Origin of the sequence: Oceanicaulis sp. HTCC2633 (genome assembly GCF_000152745.1) — a bacterium.
GTDB lineage: Bacteria > Pseudomonadota > Alphaproteobacteria > Caulobacterales > Maricaulaceae > Oceanicaulis.
The window spans coordinates 1,338,843-1,357,297 of the sequence record NZ_CH672428.1 but is presented as its reverse complement, the minus strand read 5'-3'; the positions used below and the strand labels follow the sequence as shown (position 1 = coordinate 1,357,297).

Below are 18,455 nucleotides of genomic sequence, written 5' to 3'. Positions count from 1 at the left end.
CGGTGAATGACATGGGGAGAGACGGGTGGTGCACGGGCCTCCGGATCAAGTCCGAAGGCCGAGGGGGGAGAGAGAAACATCTCGGTCCTCGGGCTTGGCCCGGGGACCCATTGGAAGTGCCGACGTCGCACTCATTCCCCAACTTCCCCCTTGCCACCCAAACCTCCGCCTCCTAATGTCACCACTGGTGACATTAGGAGGCTTTGATGTCGATCTATAAGATGATCCGGGATCATATGGATAAATCCGTGCCGTTCGCGAAGGTGACAGGCGTTGAGCTCGTTGAAGTCTCGCCCCAGCGCGGTGTGGCGGCGCTGAAAAAGCGTCCGGAGGTGGAGAACCACATCCAGACCATGCATGCCGGCGCCATGTTCACGCTGGGCGAGGCGGCCTCGGGCGCGGCGCTGGGCGGCGTGCTGGGCGATCAGTTGCTGGCGGCGCGGCCCGTGGCGGCGGATGCCAGCATCAAGTATCTCAAGACCGGCAAGACCGATCTGACGGCGACCGCCGTGGCGAACCGAGACGCCGAGGCGATCCGGCAGGAACTCGCTGACGTCGGCAAGGTCGTCTTTGATATCAACGTTGCGATTGCCGACGCCGAGGGCGTGACCGTCGCTGAGATGGTGGTGAACTGGCACGTCAAGAAAACCGGCTGATGGCCGGGCGCAAATACCATCATGGCGAGGTGCGGCAGACGGCGATCCGCCAGGCGCTGACTCTGATCGAGGCGGAGGGCTCCGACGCGCTGACCATGCGCGCGCTGGCCAAGGCGGTGGGCGTGGATCATCGCGCGCTCTACCGCCACTACCCGGACCGGGACGCGGTGCTGGCCGAAGTCGCCGCCGAGGGCTATCGCCAGCTTCTCAGCGCGCAAATGGCGGAATGTCACGACGCGTCGAGCCCGCTTCAGACCGCGTTCGAGGTCTATGTCCGTTTCGCGCTCGACCGGTCCTATCTTCACACGCTGATGTTGACCCGGTCGCGGCAGGATATGGACAGCCATTCCGCACTGGGCGAGGCGCTCAAGGCCGAGCTTGATCAGCTGATGATCTGGTCGCGTCTGGCGCTGGGCGCAGAGAAGGGCGAGCGCGAGACAGATGCGCGTGATCTCGCCTTCGCGGCGCTGGCGGCTGCTTATGGCCTGGTGACTCTGGCGAGTACGGCCTCCCTGATGCCGCGCAGCCCGGACGATCTCAAGGCGTTCGTCATTGATCAGGTGCGCGGGGTTCTGGAGGGCCAGCTTCTGCGCTTTGGCGCTCGTCCCGCCGAGGCGTGACGCCTTACACCGAATTCATCCAAGCGTCCGGCCCATCTGCTAGGCTTACTCCCATAAGGAGAGCCGAGATGATGAGACACGCCGCATTCGCGACAGCGCTGGCGCTGATGGCCGGGGGGCTGGCTTGCGCCCAGACGCCGGCCGAGACCTTTGAGAGCGGCCTGGCCGAGTATCGCCGCGCGCATCAGATCCCCAGCCTGTCCGTACTGGTGTTGCGCGATGGCGAGGCCGAGGTCGAAGCCTATCTGGGTTGGTCTGATGACGAGGGCGAAGTCGCGACGAGCGCGGACACGACCTATTTCACCGCGTCTGTCACCAAGACCGTGACCGGAACCACGCTGTTTCTCGCAGATCAGGCGGGCGAGATTGATCTCGATCGCCCCATGGCGGACGCCGAGGACTGGCGCGGCTTGTGCGAGTGGTTTCTGGACTCCGACATTCCGCTGGCGGGCGGAGACGTGGGGGGCGTGATGTTCCCGGACTTCACCTGTCAGGGCCAGACCCTGCGCCAGGTGGTGAACATGCAGGTCAATGGCGAGCCGGGAACGGACTTTTATTACAACGCTCTGGTCTTTGCGCGGCTGGGCCGCTGGGTGGATGAGGTGCATGAGCGGGACTTCCGCGCTCTGGTGCGCGCCTATGTGCTCGATCCGCTTGAGATGACCGACACCATGGCGGGCTGGCGCGATACCCGGAATTACCACGTGCTCAGCCATTTGGCGCCGCCCTTCCTTTTTGATGGCGAGCGTCTGGTGAAGCAGGCTTTTCCGGATGATGATTTCCGGGGTGCGGCGGGGCTGTACATGACGCCTATGGATCTGGCGCGTTTTGACCGGGCGCTGGATGACGGCACGCTTCTGACAGAAGCCCAGAGACAGGCGATGTGGACGCCGCCCAGCAATGCCGACGGCACGCCCTCGGAATACGCCAATGGCTGGTTCCTTCAGGATTATCAGGGAGAACGTCTTGTGTTTCATTCCGGCTGGCAGCCGGAGGCCTATTCCGCGATCTATCTGAAAGTCCCCGAACGCGGCCTGACATTGATCGCCTTCGCCAATACCGAAAGCCTGTGGTGGGGGAACCGGCCGGACCGGTCCGAGGTGCACCGCTCCGACCTCGTGCAGGCCTTTTTCACCGCCTATGACATTGGCCAGGGCGCGCCCTGAACGGAACCTTCGCGTGCGACATCGCGTTCCTCACCCAGCACAGACAAAGGGTGATGAGATGAAAACGTTCGGCATTTTCCTGATGGGCGCGCTTCTGGCGATTGGCGGTCTGACCTGGGCGCTCGTGCAGGTCGGCATCCCCGCCACCTGGATCGTGATCGCGGACATGATCTTCCTGGGCATCGCCGTGGCCAGCGGCGCCGGGCTGACCAAACGCTGGGCGGACAACACCAAGGTCAATGTCGAGAAGAGCTAATCTGTACGGACCTTTACTGGCGCATGGGGCAGGTTTCAGCCTGCCCCTTTTTTGTTGGACGTCGAGCGTCTAAACATCACGCCAATCTATACCGGACCCGCAGGAGTTTTGCTCATGGCCCAGTCTAAAACGTGTCAGGTTCTCGTCGTCGGCGGCGGCCCGGGCGGCTATCCCGCCGCCATTCGTGCGGGCCAGCTGGGCCTGGACACCATCATCGTGGACAAGCACGGCTTGGGCGGCACCTGCCTGAACCGGGGCTGCATCCCGTCCAAGGCCTTCATCCACGCTGGCTCCAAGTTCGAGGAGATGGTCCATCACGCCCAGAAAGACGAGATGGGCCTGAAAGTGTCTGACCCGACCCTCGACATGGCGGGCGTGACCGAATGGAAAGACGGCATCGTCTCCAAACTCACCAAGGGCGTGGGTCAGCTGCTCAAGGCGGCGAAAGTCGAGGCCATCAACGGCTGGGCGACCTTCAAGAACGCCAAGACCTGTGTCGTTGAGATGGAGGACGGCGAAACCGTTGAGATCACGGCGGAGAACGTCATCCTCGCCACGGGCTCGAAGGAAACCGAGCTGCCCTTCATGAAGTTCGGCGGCGATGTCATCGGCTCGACCGAGGCGCTGGAACTGACCGAGCGCCCGGAAAAGCTGGTGGTGGTCGGCGGCGGCTATATCGGCCTCGAGCTCGGCATCGCCTTCCGCAAGATGGGCTCTGACGTCGCCGTGGTCGAAGCGCTCGATTCCATCCTGCCCAGCTATGACAAGGAATTGATCCGCCCGGTCCAGATGTGGCTGAAGAAGAACAAGGTCGCGCTGCACACCGGCTGCAAGGCCAAGGGCGCGGTCGAGGAGGGCGGTCAGACCTTCCTCGAGTTCGAGGACGCCAAGGGTGAAACCCAGCGTATCGAGGCGGACAAGATCCTCGTTGCTGTCGGCCGCAAGCCGGTCACCGAAGGCTGGGGCCTGGAGAATATGGGCGTCGACATGGACGGCCCCTTCGTGAAGATCGACCATCAGTGCCGCACCGCCATGCGCGGCGTCTACGCCATTGGCGATCTGGTGGGCGAGCCGCTGCTGGCGCACAAGGCCACAAAGCAGGGTGAGCTGGTCGCCGAGATCATCGCCGGCCACAAGCGCGCCTATGATCCGGTCTCCGTCGCGGCGGTCTGCTTCACCGAGCCTGAGCTTGTGGGCGTCGGCCTGACCCCGGATGAAGCCAAGGCGAAAGGCGAGACGGTCATTACCGGCAAGTTCCCGCTGGCGGCGTCGGGCCGTGCGCTGACCATGGAAGGCGGCGCGGATGGCGGTTTCGTGCGCGTGACCGCGCGCGAGAGCGATCATGTCATCCTCGGCATTCACGCCGTCGGCAAGCACGTCTCCGAATTGTCGGGCGAGTTCGCCCTGGCGCTGGAGATGGGCGCGACCCTGGAAGACGTGGCGGGCACCATTCACGTGCACCCGACCCTGACCGAAGGCTTCGCGGAAGGCGTTCTGACGGCGCTGGGCCACCCGATCCACATTTCGGTGTGATCAGGTCTCGCAGGCCTGGGTGAGGCTGTCCCCGAGCAGCCTCGCCACATCCGCATTGCGCGCGGCGCGGCGATACTCGCTTTCCCCATTGGGACGCGTCCAGACATTGGCGCGGGCGTCTGATCCGCACAGCTGATCGGCCTGAAACCGCGTTTCAAAAACGAAGCTGAGCGATCCGGCTTCGGTTCTATTGATGCGGTCGCGCAGCGCCTCGGCGCGTTGGACGTCGCGCTCTGACAAACGCAGGATGATCGGCCGGTCCTGCGGTGCGAGACCAAGGAAAGGCAGGCGCTCGACCGGGCCTTGGTCCGCCACGAGGTCGAATCGGGCCTCCTCCAGCACCTCTCCATCCTGACGCAGGGTCGTGGTGACGCTCCACTTGCCGGGATGATCGGTCAGGCCCGGATAGTGCACGGCGAGGCGCGCTGTGGCGAAGTCGATATCCTCGACCTCAAGCCGGGAATAGGCGGCGAGCGTGGAGAACGGCACGCTCGCGCAGGCTGTCAGCAGCAACAGCGCATACAGCACGGTCAGCGCCAGGCTTTGCTTCATCTTGATTCCCCTTTGGAGCGCATCCGGGAGCGATCCTCGCCTCTGAGGAGGGTGCGGGCAAGGCGTAACGTTATGTCATGGCTTCCTTTGTCCCGGGCGAAGCGCTAGGGGAGGGGCATGTCTGACAATCACGCACACCCGTCTCACGATCACGCCCATGACCATGATCATGGGGACGACCATCACCATCACGGCCATGGTCATTCTCACGCTCATCCTGTGGATGGGCGCAACGAGACGCGCACGCTGATCGCAGCCGCGCTGACGGGCGGCTTCATGCTGGCCGAGGTGATCGGCGGGCTGCTGACCGGGTCGCTGGCCTTGCTGGCGGATGCGGCGCACATGCTCACCGACTTCGCCGCGCTGATCCTGGCCTGGGGGGCGTTCCGCCTGTCGCGCCGCCCGGCGACCGACAAACGCTCCTATGGCTATGACCGTTTGCAGATCCTGGCGGCTTTCGCCAACGGGGTGACGCTGTCCATCCTGGTGGTCTGGATCGCCTGCGAGGCGGTGATGCGCCTGTTTGATCCCAACGAGATCGAGGCGACCGGCATGATGGTGATCGCGGTGCTGGGGCTGATCGTGAATATCGCCGCCTTTGGCGTGCTGCACGGTGCGGACACCGACAATCTCAATATCCGCGGCGCGCTCGCTCATGTGATGGGCGATCTTCTGGGGTCTGTGGCGGCCATTATCGCAGCAGGCGTGATCTGGTGGACCGGCTGGACGCCGATCGATCCGCTGCTGTCCTTGCTGATCGCCGGGCTGATCGGCATATCGGCCTGGCGGCTGGTGCGCGATGCGGGACGGGTGTTGCTGGAGGCGGCGCCCGATCATATCGATCCCAGCGTGCTGCGCGCGGACCTGACGGCGGAGATCGAGGATGTGCTCGACATCCACCATGTGCATGTCTGGTCCTTGACGCCGGACCGCCCCATGGCCACGCTGCATGCCCGGATCGAGCCCGAGGCGGATGCGCCCGCGATCATCGTGGCGATCAAGTCCCGCCTGGCCGAGCGCTACAAGCTCACCCACGTCACCGTGGAGGTCGAAACCGGGCCCTGCGCGGACCAGAAGACCTGAGCGAAAATTTACGCGCTGTTAGGCATACACCTTAAACGAAGATTCAGCCCTTTCTGTCATAAACCTGCACTGTCGAACGTTCAAAGGGCGGACAACACGCTCTGACGTAGACGTTTTGGGAAGTTTGTGGGCCTCAGAAACAGGCCCCCTTGCAAGGTTTGGGTGTGACTATGAAAAAGTTTGCTGGTGTTTTCGCTGCCGTGTCTCTGATCTCCGCTTTCGGCGCCGCTCCGGCGCTGGCGCAGGAGCCGGAACTGGTTGAGGCGTCCGCTCCGGAATTTCCGCGTGCGGCCGAGCGTCGTGAAATCGAAGGCCATGTCGTGGTGCGTTACAATGTGACCGCCGACGGCGCCGTGTCTGACGTTGAAGTTGTCGAGGCCACTCCGGCCGGCGTGTTCGAGCGCTCCGTGCTGCGCGCGCTGGAAGATTGGCGCTACGCCTCGGGCCCGGGCGCCCAGGGTGTTGAACGCCGCTTCGATTTTAACTTCGGCGGATAAACCTTTTATCAAGACGGCGCAGTCAGAAATTGGCTGCGCCGTTTTTTGTGCGTGAGAGTATTAACCTTAATTGGGGCTGACTGATGGCGATCTCGTTCCACTCTGTGCAGACACGCCTGCTGGCTGCATTCGCCGCCGTGATCGTGATTACTCTGGCGACCAGCGCCGCAGGCTTGTTCGCGTTCTCGAGTTCCAGGAACGCTCTGGACGCCATTGTCGAGGAAACAGCGCCTCGCGCCGCCGCAGCCCAAAGACTTGAAGCCGCCTCGGGCGCCCTGACGGGCGAACTGGCGGCGTTTTCGCGTTCGCGCGACACGATTGACCAGCAGGTGTCCGCCTCGCGCCTCGACACGCTGATGGGTGAGGCGCGCGCCGCTATCGACTCCCTGCGTCAGGCCGGCCTCAGCGCCGCCAATGCCGATGCGCTGACCGAAGCGCTCAATGGCGTCGGCTCTGCCGTGAACGAGGCCTCCGGCCCGGTGAGCGCCAAGCTGGAAGCCGTGTCCGCACGCGAGTCTGCCATGCGCGGCGTCCTGCGTCAGCGCGCGGCCGTCTCTGAAATGCTCGAAGCGGCGCTGGATGAAACCAGCGACGAAGGCGTCATCGAAACGCTTCTGCGCTCGTCCATGGCCGTGAACCTTGTCGCCGCGCGCTTCGCTGAGCTCAGCACGGCTGACAGCGCTGGCGAAGTTTCTGAAATTCAGGACGAATACTATTACGCGGCCGATGATCTGAGCATCAACATGGCCATTCTGGGCGATGTCGCGACCCAGGAGCTGCGCGACGCCATCGACACGCTTCTGGCCTATGCCGAAGGCGATCAGGGCATGTTCAACCTGCGCCTGACCGAGCTTGAGATGATCGACGAAACCGAGATGCTCGTCGAAGACGCGCGCATCATGGACGCTGCGCTCGCCGAGATCGTCACCCAGACCCGCGATTCCGCGCTCGCCGATCAGGCGGAAGCCAGCCAGGGCGGCCTGAACGCCATGGCCTTCGGCTCGACCCTGATGTGGGTGTTCGCGGTCCTGTCCGTCGCTGTGGGTGGCGCTGTGGGTTACTTCTACGTCTCCCGCAACCTGTTGACCCGCCTGACCCGCATCGCTCGCGCCATGAAGGATCTGGCCAAGGGCGATCTTGGTCAGGAGATCGAGGACAATGACAAGGACGAGATCGGCGAGATGGCCAAGGCCGTCGCGGTCTTCCGTCAGAACGCCATCGAGCGTCAGCGTCTGGAGCAGGAAAGCGAAGCCGAGCGCCTCGCCCGTGAAGCCCGCGCCAAGCGGATCGAGGAGCTGGTCGCCCAGTTCGACGATGTCTCCCGCCGCGCGCTTGACGCTGTGGGCAACGCCGCCGAGGAAATGGAAAGCGCGGCTACGGCTCTGGATCACTCCTCGCGCAGCGCCGGTGAAACTACGGCCCGCGTGAACGCTTCGGGCGGCCGCGCCGCCGAGAACGTGGACACGGTGGCCGCCGCCGCCGAGGAGATGACGGGTTCGATCGCCGAGATCGCCCAGCAGATCTCCCGCTCCACCGAGATCGCCCAGGACGCCGCCAACCGCGTCCAGCAGACCAATACCGATGTGGCCCAGCTTGATGAGGCCGCCGCCCGTATCGGCGATATCGTCAACCTGATCGAGGGCATCGCCGAGCAGACCAACTTGCTGGCGCTGAACGCCACCATCGAGGCCGCGCGCGCCGGTGAAGCCGGCAAGGGCTTTGCGGTTGTGGCTAGCGAGGTGAAGACCCTGGCCGAGCAGACCGCGAACGCCACCAAGTCCATCTCCGACCAGATCTCCGGCATTCAGGGCGCGACGGGCAAGACCGTTTCCGCCATCGAGAATATCGGCGAGGTCATCTCGGAGATGAACAACATCTCCGCCGCCATCGCCGCGGCCATGGAAGAACAGCGCGCCGCCGCGTCGGAAATCACCCGCGCCGCCCACGAAGCGGCCTCGGGCACCCGTGAAGTAGCCGAATCCATCGGCCAGGTGGACGCCGCCGCCGCGGAAACCGGCCAGTGCGCCGCCCAGGTGAACTCGGCCAGCCATGCGCTCAACACCGAATCCTCGGGGCTGCGCAAGGCGGTCGGCGAGTTCCTCGCTTCGGTGCGCGCCGCGTAACTGACTTTGGTGTCGCCGCATCAGCGCGGGCCCCTTGCAAGGCGGCCCGCGCGCGGTTATACGCCTCCCTCCGGTTCGCAGCCCACCCTGTTGCGGACACACGGTTTGGCTGGGTAGCTCAGCTGGTTAGAGCGCACGACTCATAATCGTGAGGTCGGGAGTTCAAGTCTCCCCCCCGCCACCACCCCTTCTCCTGCAGATCAAGCGCCATCCATACGCCCCGCACGGGGCGTTTTTCATATGTGCGCCACGTTCCAGCACCCCAGGTGCGGCAGAGCAGCGCGGGCGGGTGACAAGCCTCCAACACTTATCTATTTTGATAAGTGACAAGTGCGCCGGGATTGAGTCCCGCCGAGCGCGCACAAGGAGGACGTGCATGATCCGTTCGATGGTGCTGGCATCGCTCGCGCTGGTGTTGGGCCCGGCTGCTGGCTGGGCGCAATCTGACGCCTATGAGGTTCAACAAACCTCGATCACCGACCAGAAGGCCGTGTTCGCCACGGTGCAGAGCGTGGATGTGACCATGGCGCGGGCGCGCCTGTCGGGCACGATCGGCGAATTGCGCGTGGATGAGGGCGACCGCGTTGAAGCGGGCGAGGTTCTGGCGGTGGTCGTGGATGACCAGCTGGCCCCGCAGATCGGCTCGCTCAACGCTCAGCTGGCCGCCGTGACCGCCCAGCTCGAACAGGCTCGCGCCGACCTCTCGCGCGATGAGCGCCTGTATGAGCGGGGCCTTGTGGCCGAGGCGCGCCTCGAGGCGGCGCGCACCCAGGTCGAGGTCTATGAGAACCAGGTCGCCTCCGCGCGTCAGCAACGCGCCGTGACCGTGCAGCGCTCACGCGAGGGCGATGTGCTGGCCCCGGCCACGGGCGTCGTCCTGTCCGTGCCTGTGACGGCGGGCAGTGTGGTGATGCCGGGCGAGCAGATCGCCGAGATCGCCACCGATCTTTACGTGCTGCGCCTGTCCGTGCCCGAGCGCCATGCCCGCTTCATCGCCGAGGGCGACCCCATCGCGCTTGCAGGCGGGGCGATGACCGCGGACGGGCTCGCCAACACCGGCACGATCCGACAGGTCTATCCGCGCATCGAGGCGGGCCGCGTCACGGCCGATGCTGTCGTGGAGGGCCTGGGCGATTTCTTCGTGGGCGAGCGGGTGCGCGTCCTGATCAATACCGACGCCCGTCCGGGCATCCTCATTCCCTCCGCGCTGATCGAGACCCGCTACGGGCTTGATTATGTCAGCGTGCTGGACGCCGACGGCAACCCTCATGACGTGGTGGTCCAGCGCGGCGGGGTGCGCGTGGGCGACGACGGCGCGCAACAGGTTGAAATCCTCTCCGGCCTGCAGCCGGGCGATCTGCTGGTGCAGCCATGAAACTGGGGCTGTCCGGCAATCTGGCGAAGGGCTTCATCCGGTCGCCGCTGACCCCGCTCTTCCTGCTGGCGGCGCTGGGGCTGGGGCTGATTGCGCTCCTGACCATCCCGCGCGAGGAGGAGCCGCAGATCTCGGTGCCGATGATCGACATCATGGTGCGCGCGGACGGTCTGGCCGCCGCGGACGCTGTCGAGCTGATCACCGAGCCGCTGGAAGCGATCATCTCGGGCATTTCCGAGGTGGAGCACACCTATTCCAACACCATGGACGACCAGGTTCTGGTCACCGCCCGCTTCAAGGTGGGCGTGCCCGAGGACATCGCCGTCCTGCGCGTGCATGAGGAAATTCGCGGCCATTACGACCAGCTGCCACTGGGCGTGCCCGAACCCCTGATCGTGGCGCGCGGCATCAATGATGTGCCGATCCTGACCCTGACGCTGAGCCCGGAGCCGGGTTTTGGCGAACGCTGGACGGACGCGTCCTTGCTGACTTTGGCCGAAGAGCTGCAATCGCGGCTGACCTCGGTGGACGGGTCGGGGCTCAGCTTCATTGTCGGCGGTCGCGCTGATCAGGTGCGCATCGAGCCCGATCCCGAACGGCTGGCGCTCTATGGCGTCACCCTGCAACAGCTGGCGGGCAAGATCGCGGCGGCCAATTCCGCCTTCCCCGTGCGGCCGGTGTTTCAGAACGGCGCGGTGGCGCAAACCCTTGTGGGCGAAACCCTGCGTGATCCCGCCTCGATTGGTCTGTTACTGCTCACAACGCGCGACGGACGCCCCGTCTATGTCCGCGATGTGGCGGACGTGGTGATCGGAGCTCAACCCTCCGATCACCGCGTCTGGTCCCTGTCTCGACAGGACGACGCTCACGCGGAAGACGGCCATGGCGCGACCGGGGACTGGACCCGCGCGCCGGCGGTGACGCTCGCGCTCGCCAAGCGCCCCGGCGCCAATGCGGTCGTGGTGGCAGAGCATGTGCTGGAAACGGTCGAGACCCTGCGCGGCACGCTGATCCCGGACGGGGTGAGCGTCGATATCACCCGCAATTACGGGGAGACGGCGGCGGAGAAGGCCAATGAGCTGTTCTTCCATCTCGGGCTCGCCACAGTCTCCATTGTGGTGCTGATCGCGCTGATGGTGGGCTGGCGGGAATCCATCGTCGTGCTGGTGGTCATCCCGACCACCATCCTTCTGACGCTGTTCGCCTCGAACACGCTGGGCTTCACCATCAACCGGGTCAGCCTGTTCGCGCTGATCTTCTCCATCGGCATTCTGGTGGATGACGCCATCGTGGTGATCGAGAACATCGCCCGTCACTGGGCGATGAAGGATGGCCGCAACAAGATCGACGCCGCCGTTCAGGCCGTCGCCGAGGTGGGCAATCCCACCATCGTCGCGACGCTGACCGTCGTGGCGGCGTTGCTGCCCATGCTGTTCGTGTCGGGCCTGATGGGGCCCTACATGGCGCCGATCCCGATCAACGCCTCGGCGGCGATGATCTTCTCCTTCTTCGTCGCCATGCTGATCACGCCCTGGCTGATGGTGAAGATCGCTGGCAATGCCGGCGAGCACGCCCATGGCGCCGAGGACAGCGAGACCCGTCTCGGTCGCGCCTACCGGTCAATTGCGGGCTGGGTGGTGAAAAGCCGGGCGCGCGCCTGGACCTTCCTGATCGGCGCGGGCGTGATGACGCTGGTCATCATGATGATGATCCCGGCGGGTCTGGTGACGGTGAAACTGCTGCCGTTCGACAACAAGTCCGAATTCCAGGTGATCGTGGACCTGCCTGAAGGGTCCAGCCTCGAGGACACCGAACGCGTCCTGTTTGAAGCCGCCGACGTGCTGTCTGGCGTCGAAGAGGTGATGTCGATCCAGGCCTATGCCGGAACGTCAGCGCCGTTCAACTTCAACGGCCTGGTGCGCCATTACTTCTTCCGCACCAATCCCGAGCAGGGCGATCTGCAGGTCAATCTGGCCTCGCGTCACCATCGCAAGCGCCAGAGCCATGACATCGCGCTGGAAGCGCGTGAGCTTCTGAGCGCCATCCCCATGCCCGAAGGCACGGTGATCAAGGTGGCCGAAACCCCGCCCGGACCGCCGGTTCTGGCGACGCTGCTGGCGGAGATCTATGGCCCCGATGGCGAGACCCGCCGGGCCGTGGCCTCGGAGGTCCGCCGCATCTTTGAAGAGGTCGACTATATCGTTGATGTGGATGACAGCTTCGGCGAGCCGCGCCCGCGTCTTCAGATCGTGATCGATCAGGACAATCTCGAATTCTATGGCGTGGAGCAGGGCGATGTGTTCGACACGCTGCGCATCCTGCTCGATGGCCGCGCGGTGGGTTACGCCCAGCAGGGCGATGGCCGCAATCCGCTCGAGATCACGATAGACCTGCCGCGGTCCGGCCGGGTCTGGACCGAGCGCCTGCTCTCGACGCCGGTGCCCGCGAATCTCCTGCCCGGCGACCGCACGGTGGTGGAGCTTGGCGATGTGGTGAGCGTGCGCGAGGTTGCGGGTTCGCCCGTGATCTACCGCCGCGATGGCCGCTTTGCGGACATGGTGATGGCGGAGCTCGCAGGCCGCTATGAAGCGCCGATCTACGGCATGGGCGCAGTGGCCGAGCGGATCGAGAGCGACAGCTGGCCCGCGGATCTGCCGCGACCGGAAATTCGCCTCTTCGGCCAGCCGATCAGCGATGATGCGCCGACCCTCCTCTGGGATGGCGAATGGGAGATCACCTATGTGACCTTTCGCGATATGGGCGCGGCCTTCATGGTGGCGCTCGCGGGAATCTACGTGCTGGTGGTGGCCCAGTTCGGCTCCTTCCGGGCGCCCTTGGTGATCCTGACCCCTGTGCCGCTGACGCTGATCGGCATCCTGATCGGGCACGCCCTGTTCGGCGCGCCGTTCTCGGCGACGTCGATGATCGGCTTCATCGCGCTGGCGGGGATCATCGTCAGGAACTCGATCCTGCTGGTGGATTTCATCCGCCATGAGGCGCGGGCCGACGAGACCCTGCGCGAGACCGTGCTGCGGGCCGGGGCGATTCGCTTCAAGCCGATCCTTCTGACCGCGCTGGCGGCCATGCTGGGCGCGTCTGTGATCCTGTTTGACCCGATCTTCCAGGGCCTCGCGATCTCGCTGCTGTTCGGCCTGTTGTCTTCGACCCTCCTGACCCTGCTGGTGATCCCGGCGGTGTATGTGGTCTTCAAGGACCCGGACACGCCCTATCGGGGTGATGTGAAAAAATCGCAGGCCTGACCCGAAAAAGGGGAACTCAACGAAACTTGATCCGTTCTGGTTGCCGGGTGGACGCCTTAAGCATAGGTTAACCTTAACAGAGGGTGGACGCTTGGGGTGAGGCGGGACAGGCGCACATGCATGAACAGGATCGATATTCCTACGGGTTAGGCTGGATCTGGGCTCTTGCGGGCCTGATCGTGATCATCTTGCTGATTTTTGGCGGATGGCGCATGGCCGGCATCATGTGGGGCGAGGATCATGACGATCCGATCTACCTCGCTTGCACCGACACCTATGGCGACAAGAACTGCCAGTGCTTCGCCGGCATTCTGAGCGTTCAGCTCTCCCAGCGGGCCTATCAGTCCTATGTGCGAGATCTGGAGCGCGACGCCTATCGCCGCCGCTATTTCGACGGGCGGCTGGCGCAGAACACCTTCACCGGGCGCGATGCGCGGGTATGCGTGGATGCGTCCGACATTTGCGGCGTGCCGGTGTGCGAGCCGCCGCGCTATGACTATTACCAGGACAGCTATGGCGCGGATGACGCCTATGGCCCGCAAAGCCAGGAACGGCCTTATGGCTCCAGTCCGGGCGCATGGGGCGAGGATTCATGAACCGCTTCTCCATCCTTCTCACTCTGGCGCTGGGGCTGATGCTGGCGGGCGCCACGGCGGCCTTCCTGGCGTCGGACAGTGATGCGCGTCAGTCCATTTTCGATTTCCAGCCCGAGCCTGACCCGGCGGATGAGCGCGACAGCCTGTCCTCGCGCGATGAGGACTGGGAGCCGCGCACCCTGGCCGAAGCCTCGCGTCAGCAAGGGCGCTGGACGCCGCGGGGCGGTCAGCGCGGCTATGCGTCTCCCGGCTATCAGCGCCCGGGCTATCAGGGCCCGAACAGCTGGCTCAATCCGAACCGGAGCTGGTTCCCGCGCAACCGCGATTCCTTCCCGGCCGAACCCTGGCCCTTCCATGTGGAAACCGTGGACCCCGATACCGGCGGCACGAACGCCACGCTGGTGTGCGTCGAGGGCGCGGCGGAGTGCGTGCCCCGGCCCATCGCCGCGCGGGTCTACAGCGAGGCCGCGCGCTACTGGCTGCTGCGCGGGGACGCCGAGCTGACCACGCTGGAGCTCGATTGCGGCGAGACCTATTCCTCGATCATCGATTTCGGGTGCGAGCGCGCCGGCGGACGCCCGTTGATGCCGGAATCGCGCGAGGCGGCGATGCGCTACTGGAACCGCTCGGTGGCCTGGGGCCGTCCGTTCGGGGCGCAATCCTCGATCCTCGCCCAGCGTCGCCTGCAGGCCCATCTGGTGGACTGCCCCGTCACCCAGGACAGCCTGGCGCGCATTGCCCGCGACCCGGACCGGGTCATGGCGGATGTCATCGGGCTCAATCTGCGTCAGGCCGCGCTGTCCGCGCTGGGCTATTACAATGGCTCGATTGACGGAACCTATGGCGCGGAGACGCGCCGCGCCGTGCGCGCCTTCCAGCGTGAGCTCGGCTATGACGAGACCGCTTCGCTGACCCCGCGCCAGACCGCCCAGCTGATGTGTCACGCGGCCCAGACGGCCCGTGATCCCAGCGTCCAGAACGTTCTGGGGATCATGCATGCGGTGGGTCTGGGCGTGGTGCAGAACACCGATCTGGCGCTGGAATGGCTGGAAATGGCTGCGGTGCGGGGTGATCCCGACGCCAATTTCAATCTCGCCGTGATCTATGGCACGGGCGCGGTCTTCGGCTCTTACCGCCTGTGCGCCATCGTGGAGAATCCCGAACGCGCCGACGCCTATCTGCGTGACGCCGCCGATCTGGGACACGATCTGGCGCGCCGGTTCCGCACGACGCCCGAGCTGGCGCGGGCGCCGAGCGCCCAGGCCCGCTGGGCGCGGATCCGGCAGGAGATCGAGGAAGAAGCCAGTGAGACGCCCGGTCGTGGGGAACGGGCGATGGAAATCCTGCGCAACGCCATGCGCGCCCGCGTCCCCCCGGCCGACGCCGGGTGTCTGGACGCCAATGCGAGCCGGTGACGGCAAGATCGAGAGGACAGGACCGATGCGCAAATTGACCCTTCTCAGCGTGCTGATCAGCGCCGCCGCGCTCGCAGGCTGCAAGACCGACCCGACCTATGTCCATCCGGTCGATCCCTATTATCCGCCCAGCACGGCCCCGGTGGAGGCGACGGCGGACGCGCTCGCCATCGACACGGCGCTGCAGGTTTGCGAGGTGGATTCCCTGCGCGCCCAGCGGGATGAACGCATCGAGGCCGCGCGCGCGCTCCTGATCACGGGCTATGCGTCCGGCGGCGACGTCAACGAGCGCTATGAAGAGACCGAGGGCACGCTGCGCGTGGATCAGCCGCCTTCAGGGCCGCAAACCGAGCGGACCGAGATGCTGCGCGCCTTCGAGCTTGATCTCGACGCCGCCTACCGCTTCGCCGAGGGGTCCTGCCGGGCCTATGCCGCCTGCATGCACCAGCGCGATTACCAGGAAGGCGCCTGCATCGGCACGCTTCATTCCTGGGAACGCGCGCAGGACCGCTTCACCGACGTCTCGCTGTCGCTGGCCGAAATCCGCGCCGAGATCGCCACGCCGAGCCGCCATCACCGCGGTTACGGGCATGGCTATGACCGGGACCGCTATGATCGCCGGTATCACCGGTCGCGCCGGGATCGCGATTGCGAGGGCGTGATTGCGGATCTGTTCACCACAGACGCGTGCGATCGCCGACACTAGGACCTGAACGGGCGCTCTCGGGCGCCCGTTTCGCTATCGGGTCTGATAGGGCTCCACCGAGCGCACCACCATGGAATAGGCGGTTGCGGCGAGATCGGTGTCCACCCGTTCGATCTCCATCCGGCCTTCCACCCAGACCGGCTCCCACAGACTGTCAAAGCGGATCAGCTCCGGCGAGCGCAGATAGACGATCTGGTTCGGCGGCGGCGGCGGCGTGTGCACGCAGGCCCCGTGATAGGGCAGGAGCAGGAATTCCCGCGCCGAACTGTTTTCCGAGAAATCGAGCGGCAGGATATAGCCGGGCATGCGCACAACGAGGCCATCGAGATCCTCGACCACATTGAACGTGCCGATCTGGCCCTCGACCTCGCTTTGCTGGCCCATCATGCTCATCAGGGACGGGTCGGCGCGGCCTTCGCTGAGCGCCTGCAGGGCTTCAAGGTCCTGTTCCGGCAACAGATCGCTCCAGGCCAGAACTTCCGCTTCGGCGTCGGGATCCACGGCGACCAGGCTTGTATCCGTGTCTTGCGGGGCGGGCGTGGTCTCGCCACAGGCGGTGATCGCAAAGCAGGCAAGCACACTCAGACCAATCCGTCGCAAGATCACGATTAACACTCCCGTAAAGGATTGCAGCCTTCTCTGTAGAGGGAGAGAGAAGTGCACGCAGTTTTAAGAACTTTCTGTCACAAACCTTCTGAAGAGCCGCGAAAAGCGGTCCCGGAGGTGGTGTAATGGGTCGTATAAACCCATCAGAACAAAATCAGAAACACGACATCAAGGCGCGTATGCGGCAAGCGCAGTATGAGCTGGTGTCAAAAAGCGCGCTGCGCGCCGTTCCGCTGAATATCGTGAACGCGCTGCTGCTGACCGCAATCATCCATCCCTATGTCGGCACGGTGTCCCTCTGGATCTGGGCGGGACTGCTGTGTGTCGGGCCTTTCTTGCGGTTCGGGGCGATGTTGAGAGCGCGTCGCGCGGATCGTGCGCCCAATGATGCGGAGATGTATCTGTACATTGCGCTGTCGGCCGTGGTTGGCCTGGCCTGGGGCGCGACCCCGCATCTTCTGTCTTCCAACACGCCGACGCTCGTATCGCAGATCGTCGGTCTGGTGATTGCGGGCATGGCGGCCGGCGCTGTGCTGACCTCCGCGGGCGAACGGCGCGTGATCCTGGCTTACGCCGCCCCCTCGCTGACGCTTTGGGCGGTCGCCCTGCTGCGCATTGATCTGTCCACGGGCGCCATCGGGGCCGTGATGCTGGCCGGCTTCCTGCTGGGCATCACCATGCTGGCCAAGACCTACGCCAATACCCTGCTGGATTCCGTGGCGGCCAATATCGCGCTGGAAGAGGCGAACAAGAAAACGCTCGAACAGGCGGCGGCGCTCGCACGGCTGGCCGAGCACAATGACCAGGCCGCCCGCAAGGCCGAGGAAACGGCGCGGTCGAGCGCTGTGCTTCTGGCCAATATGAGCCATGAGTTGCGCTCGCCGCTCAATGGCGTGCTCGGCATGGGCCAGCTTCTGGACAAGACCCGTTTGTCAGACGAGCAATCGCTGATGGTCTCGCGTTTGCTGGAAAGCGGTGAAAAGCTTGAGGGCCTGATCAATACGGTTCTGGAAGTCTCCCGTATTGACGCGGGGCGGATGGAGCTGATCCTCGAAGACATCACCGCGTGTGATTTCGCGGACCGTCTGCGTCGCGAACACGCCCCGCATGCGGCCGCCAAGAATATCAGTTTTGATGTCGAGTTTGACGGCGACGGGGCGCGCGCACTGCGCGCCGATGGCGGTCGTCTGATGCATATGTGCCGGATCCTGGCGCACAATGCGATCCACTTCACCGATGAGGGCGGGGTCACGGTCAATCTGACCATGCGTGAGGATCAGCCCGGCCTGTCCGCCTTGCGGATCTCGGTGATCGATACCGGGTCCGGCGTGCCCGAGAGCTCGCGCGAGCAATTGTTCAACGCCATGGGCAAGGACGCCATTGATGACAACATCAAGCAGGCGGGAACGGGCCTCGGTCTGCATCTGGTCCGCAAGCTGGCGGAAATGATGCATGGCGAAGTCGGCTATGCGCCTGCGGAGGAAGGGTCCGGCTCGGTATTCTGGTTCGAGGTGAAGCTGCGTCACTCCATCAAGGCGGACCGCTTCGCCGATGGTGAGCAGATGTCGGTCTCGAGTCGCCGCCTGCGCATACTGGTCGGCGAAAGCGATCCGGCCCTGCGCTCGGTGCTGCTGGGCTATCTCAAATCCTTCAACTGCGTGGTCACCTGCTCTGGCAGTTCGGTCGAACTGGTGGATGCGCTGGGCGCCTCGGCCTATGACGCGGTGATCCTGGGGCACCAGCTTGAAGACTCCGAGGCCGAGGACGCCTCCGCCGATGTGCGGGCGCTGCCGTCCACGGCCGCGATGACCCCGATCCTGCGCCTTGTGCCGGAGCTGGATGCGCCCTTGCGAGTGAACGCCATGGAGACGCAGGTGCGCTCGCCGGTCAGTGCGGATGTCCTGATGGACGGGCTGAAACAGGCGCTCGCCAATGATCCGATCGCCAATGCCCAGCTCTATCGCATCGCCTGACCGCAGATCTCACGCGACATAAAAAAGCCGGCGGTGAC

Annotated in this window: 16 protein-coding genes and 1 tRNA gene; 15 read left to right on the top strand and 2 right to left on the bottom strand. The window is 64.8% G+C overall.

What is annotated here, in order from left to right; genetic code table 11:
- Window positions 1–206 precede the first annotated feature (206 nt).
- The 5 genes from OA2633_RS06410 to lpdA all read left to right on the top strand — a co-directional run bounded on the left by OA2633_RS06410 (window position 207) and on the right by lpdA (window position 4,231).
- The gene (locus tag OA2633_RS06410) at window positions 207–656 is read left to right on the top strand and encodes a DUF4442 domain-containing protein (protein WP_009801691.1); all 450 of its coding nucleotides are present in this window, start codon (window positions 207–209) and stop codon (window positions 654–656) included.
- Window positions 656–1,276, top strand: a complete 621-nt coding sequence (locus OA2633_RS15270) for a TetR/AcrR family transcriptional regulator (RefSeq protein WP_009801690.1) — start codon at window positions 656–658, stop codon at window positions 1,274–1,276. The genes OA2633_RS06410 and OA2633_RS15270 overlap by 1 nt, the downstream gene beginning before the upstream one ends.
- A 68-nt stretch (window positions 1,277–1,344) precedes the next feature.
- Window positions 1,345–2,442 carry a serine hydrolase gene (locus tag OA2633_RS06400; protein WP_009801689.1) on the top strand — a complete coding sequence of 366 codons (1,098 nt, stop codon included), beginning with the start codon at window positions 1,345–1,347 and terminating at the stop codon, window positions 2,440–2,442.
- 58 nt (window positions 2,443–2,500) lie between these two features.
- A complete protein-coding gene (locus tag OA2633_RS06395; protein WP_009801688.1) occupies window positions 2,501–2,698 on the top strand; it encodes a hypothetical protein in 198 nt (65 codons plus the stop codon).
- Between the two features lie 114 nt (window positions 2,699–2,812).
- A complete protein-coding gene (gene lpdA, locus OA2633_RS06390; protein WP_009801687.1) occupies window positions 2,813–4,231 on the top strand; it encodes a dihydrolipoyl dehydrogenase in 1,419 nt (472 codons plus the stop codon).
- Here lpdA and OA2633_RS06385 read toward each other — a convergent pair whose 3' ends face one another.
- Window positions 4,232–4,783, bottom strand: a complete 552-nt coding sequence (locus tag OA2633_RS06385; protein WP_009801686.1) for a hypothetical protein — start codon at window positions 4,781–4,783, stop codon at window positions 4,232–4,234.
- A gap of 117 nt (window positions 4,784–4,900) precedes the next feature.
- Here OA2633_RS06385 and OA2633_RS06380 point away from each other — a divergent pair, with 117 nt between their 5' ends.
- From OA2633_RS06380 to OA2633_RS06340, 9 genes are all read left to right on the top strand, one after another.
- Window positions 4,901–5,866 (top strand): cation diffusion facilitator family transporter, encoded by a 966-nt coding sequence (locus OA2633_RS06380; protein ID WP_009801685.1) that lies wholly within the window; start codon window positions 4,901–4,903, stop codon window positions 5,864–5,866.
- A 170-nt stretch (window positions 5,867–6,036) separates the two neighbouring features.
- Window positions 6,037–6,363 (top strand): TonB family protein, encoded by a 327-nt coding sequence (locus tag OA2633_RS06375; RefSeq protein ID WP_009801684.1) that lies wholly within the window; start codon window positions 6,037–6,039, stop codon window positions 6,361–6,363.
- Between the two features lie 83 nt (window positions 6,364–6,446).
- Window positions 6,447–8,486: a methyl-accepting chemotaxis protein gene (locus tag OA2633_RS06370; RefSeq protein WP_009801683.1), complete on the top strand. Its 2,040-nt coding sequence runs from the start codon at window positions 6,447–6,449 to the stop codon at window positions 8,484–8,486.
- Between the two features lie 107 nt (window positions 8,487–8,593).
- A tRNA-Met gene (locus OA2633_RS06365) sits at window positions 8,594–8,670 on the top strand.
- Window positions 8,671–8,862: 192 nt separating this feature from the next.
- Window positions 8,863–9,861, top strand: coding sequence for an efflux RND transporter periplasmic adaptor subunit (locus tag OA2633_RS06360; RefSeq protein WP_009801682.1), 999 nt, complete (start codon window positions 8,863–8,865; stop codon window positions 9,859–9,861).
- On the top strand, window positions 9,858–13,121 hold the full coding sequence (locus tag OA2633_RS06355; RefSeq protein WP_009801681.1) for an efflux RND transporter permease subunit: 3,264 nt from the start codon (window positions 9,858–9,860) through the stop codon (window positions 13,119–13,121). Before OA2633_RS06360 ends, OA2633_RS06355 begins: the two co-directional genes overlap by 4 nt.
- A 116-nt stretch (window positions 13,122–13,237) precedes the next feature.
- Window positions 13,238–13,717 carry a hypothetical protein gene (locus tag OA2633_RS06350; RefSeq protein WP_009801680.1) on the top strand — a complete coding sequence of 160 codons (480 nt, stop codon included), beginning with the start codon at window positions 13,238–13,240 and terminating at the stop codon, window positions 13,715–13,717.
- Window positions 13,714–15,132 (top strand): peptidoglycan-binding protein, encoded by a 1,419-nt coding sequence (locus OA2633_RS06345; protein WP_009801679.1) that lies wholly within the window; start codon window positions 13,714–13,716, stop codon window positions 15,130–15,132. Before OA2633_RS06350 ends, OA2633_RS06345 begins: the two co-directional genes overlap by 4 nt.
- Before the next feature lie 25 nt (window positions 15,133–15,157).
- Window positions 15,158–15,838, top strand: coding sequence for a hypothetical protein (locus OA2633_RS06340; protein WP_009801678.1), 681 nt, complete (start codon window positions 15,158–15,160; stop codon window positions 15,836–15,838).
- Between the two features lie 33 nt (window positions 15,839–15,871).
- On the opposite strand, the gene OA2633_RS06335 is transcribed toward OA2633_RS06340, so the two are convergent.
- Window positions 15,872–16,444, bottom strand: coding sequence for a DUF3299 domain-containing protein (locus OA2633_RS06335; protein WP_009801677.1), 573 nt, complete (start codon window positions 16,442–16,444; stop codon window positions 15,872–15,874).
- Between the two features lie 179 nt (window positions 16,445–16,623).
- Here OA2633_RS06335 and OA2633_RS06330 point away from each other — a divergent pair, with 179 nt between their 5' ends.
- Entirely contained in the window at window positions 16,624–18,417 is a 1,794-nt protein-coding gene (locus OA2633_RS06330) for a HAMP domain-containing sensor histidine kinase (RefSeq protein ID WP_009801676.1), read from the top strand.
- Window positions 18,418–18,455: the final 38 nt, after the last annotated feature.

Coding starts and splice junctions, on each gene's coding strand:
- OA2633_RS06410 (WP_009801691.1), top strand. CDS start 207: ATGTCGATCTATAAGATGATCCGGGATCATATGGATAAATCCGTGCCG.
- OA2633_RS15270 (WP_009801690.1), top strand. CDS start 656: ATGGCCGGGCGCAAATACCATCATGGCGAGGTGCGGCAGACGGCGATC.
- OA2633_RS06400 (WP_009801689.1), top strand. CDS start 1,345: ATGATGAGACACGCCGCATTCGCGACAGCGCTGGCGCTGATGGCCGGG.
- OA2633_RS06395 (WP_009801688.1), top strand. CDS start 2,501: ATGAAAACGTTCGGCATTTTCCTGATGGGCGCGCTTCTGGCGATTGGC.
- lpdA (WP_009801687.1), top strand. CDS start 2,813: ATGGCCCAGTCTAAAACGTGTCAGGTTCTCGTCGTCGGCGGCGGCCCG.
- OA2633_RS06385 (WP_009801686.1), bottom strand. CDS start 4,783: ATGAAGCAAAGCCTGGCGCTGACCGTGCTGTATGCGCTGTTGCTGCTG.
- OA2633_RS06380 (WP_009801685.1), top strand. CDS start 4,901: ATGTCTGACAATCACGCACACCCGTCTCACGATCACGCCCATGACCAT.
- OA2633_RS06375 (WP_009801684.1), top strand. CDS start 6,037: ATGAAAAAGTTTGCTGGTGTTTTCGCTGCCGTGTCTCTGATCTCCGCT.
- OA2633_RS06370 (WP_009801683.1), top strand. CDS start 6,447: ATGGCGATCTCGTTCCACTCTGTGCAGACACGCCTGCTGGCTGCATTC.
- OA2633_RS06360 (WP_009801682.1), top strand. CDS start 8,863: ATGATCCGTTCGATGGTGCTGGCATCGCTCGCGCTGGTGTTGGGCCCG.
- OA2633_RS06355 (WP_009801681.1), top strand. CDS start 9,858: ATGAAACTGGGGCTGTCCGGCAATCTGGCGAAGGGCTTCATCCGGTCG.
- OA2633_RS06350 (WP_009801680.1), top strand. CDS start 13,238: ATGCATGAACAGGATCGATATTCCTACGGGTTAGGCTGGATCTGGGCT.
- OA2633_RS06345 (WP_009801679.1), top strand. CDS start 13,714: ATGAACCGCTTCTCCATCCTTCTCACTCTGGCGCTGGGGCTGATGCTG.
- OA2633_RS06340 (WP_009801678.1), top strand. CDS start 15,158: ATGCGCAAATTGACCCTTCTCAGCGTGCTGATCAGCGCCGCCGCGCTC.
- OA2633_RS06330 (WP_009801676.1), top strand. CDS start 16,624: ATGCGGCAAGCGCAGTATGAGCTGGTGTCAAAAAGCGCGCTGCGCGCC.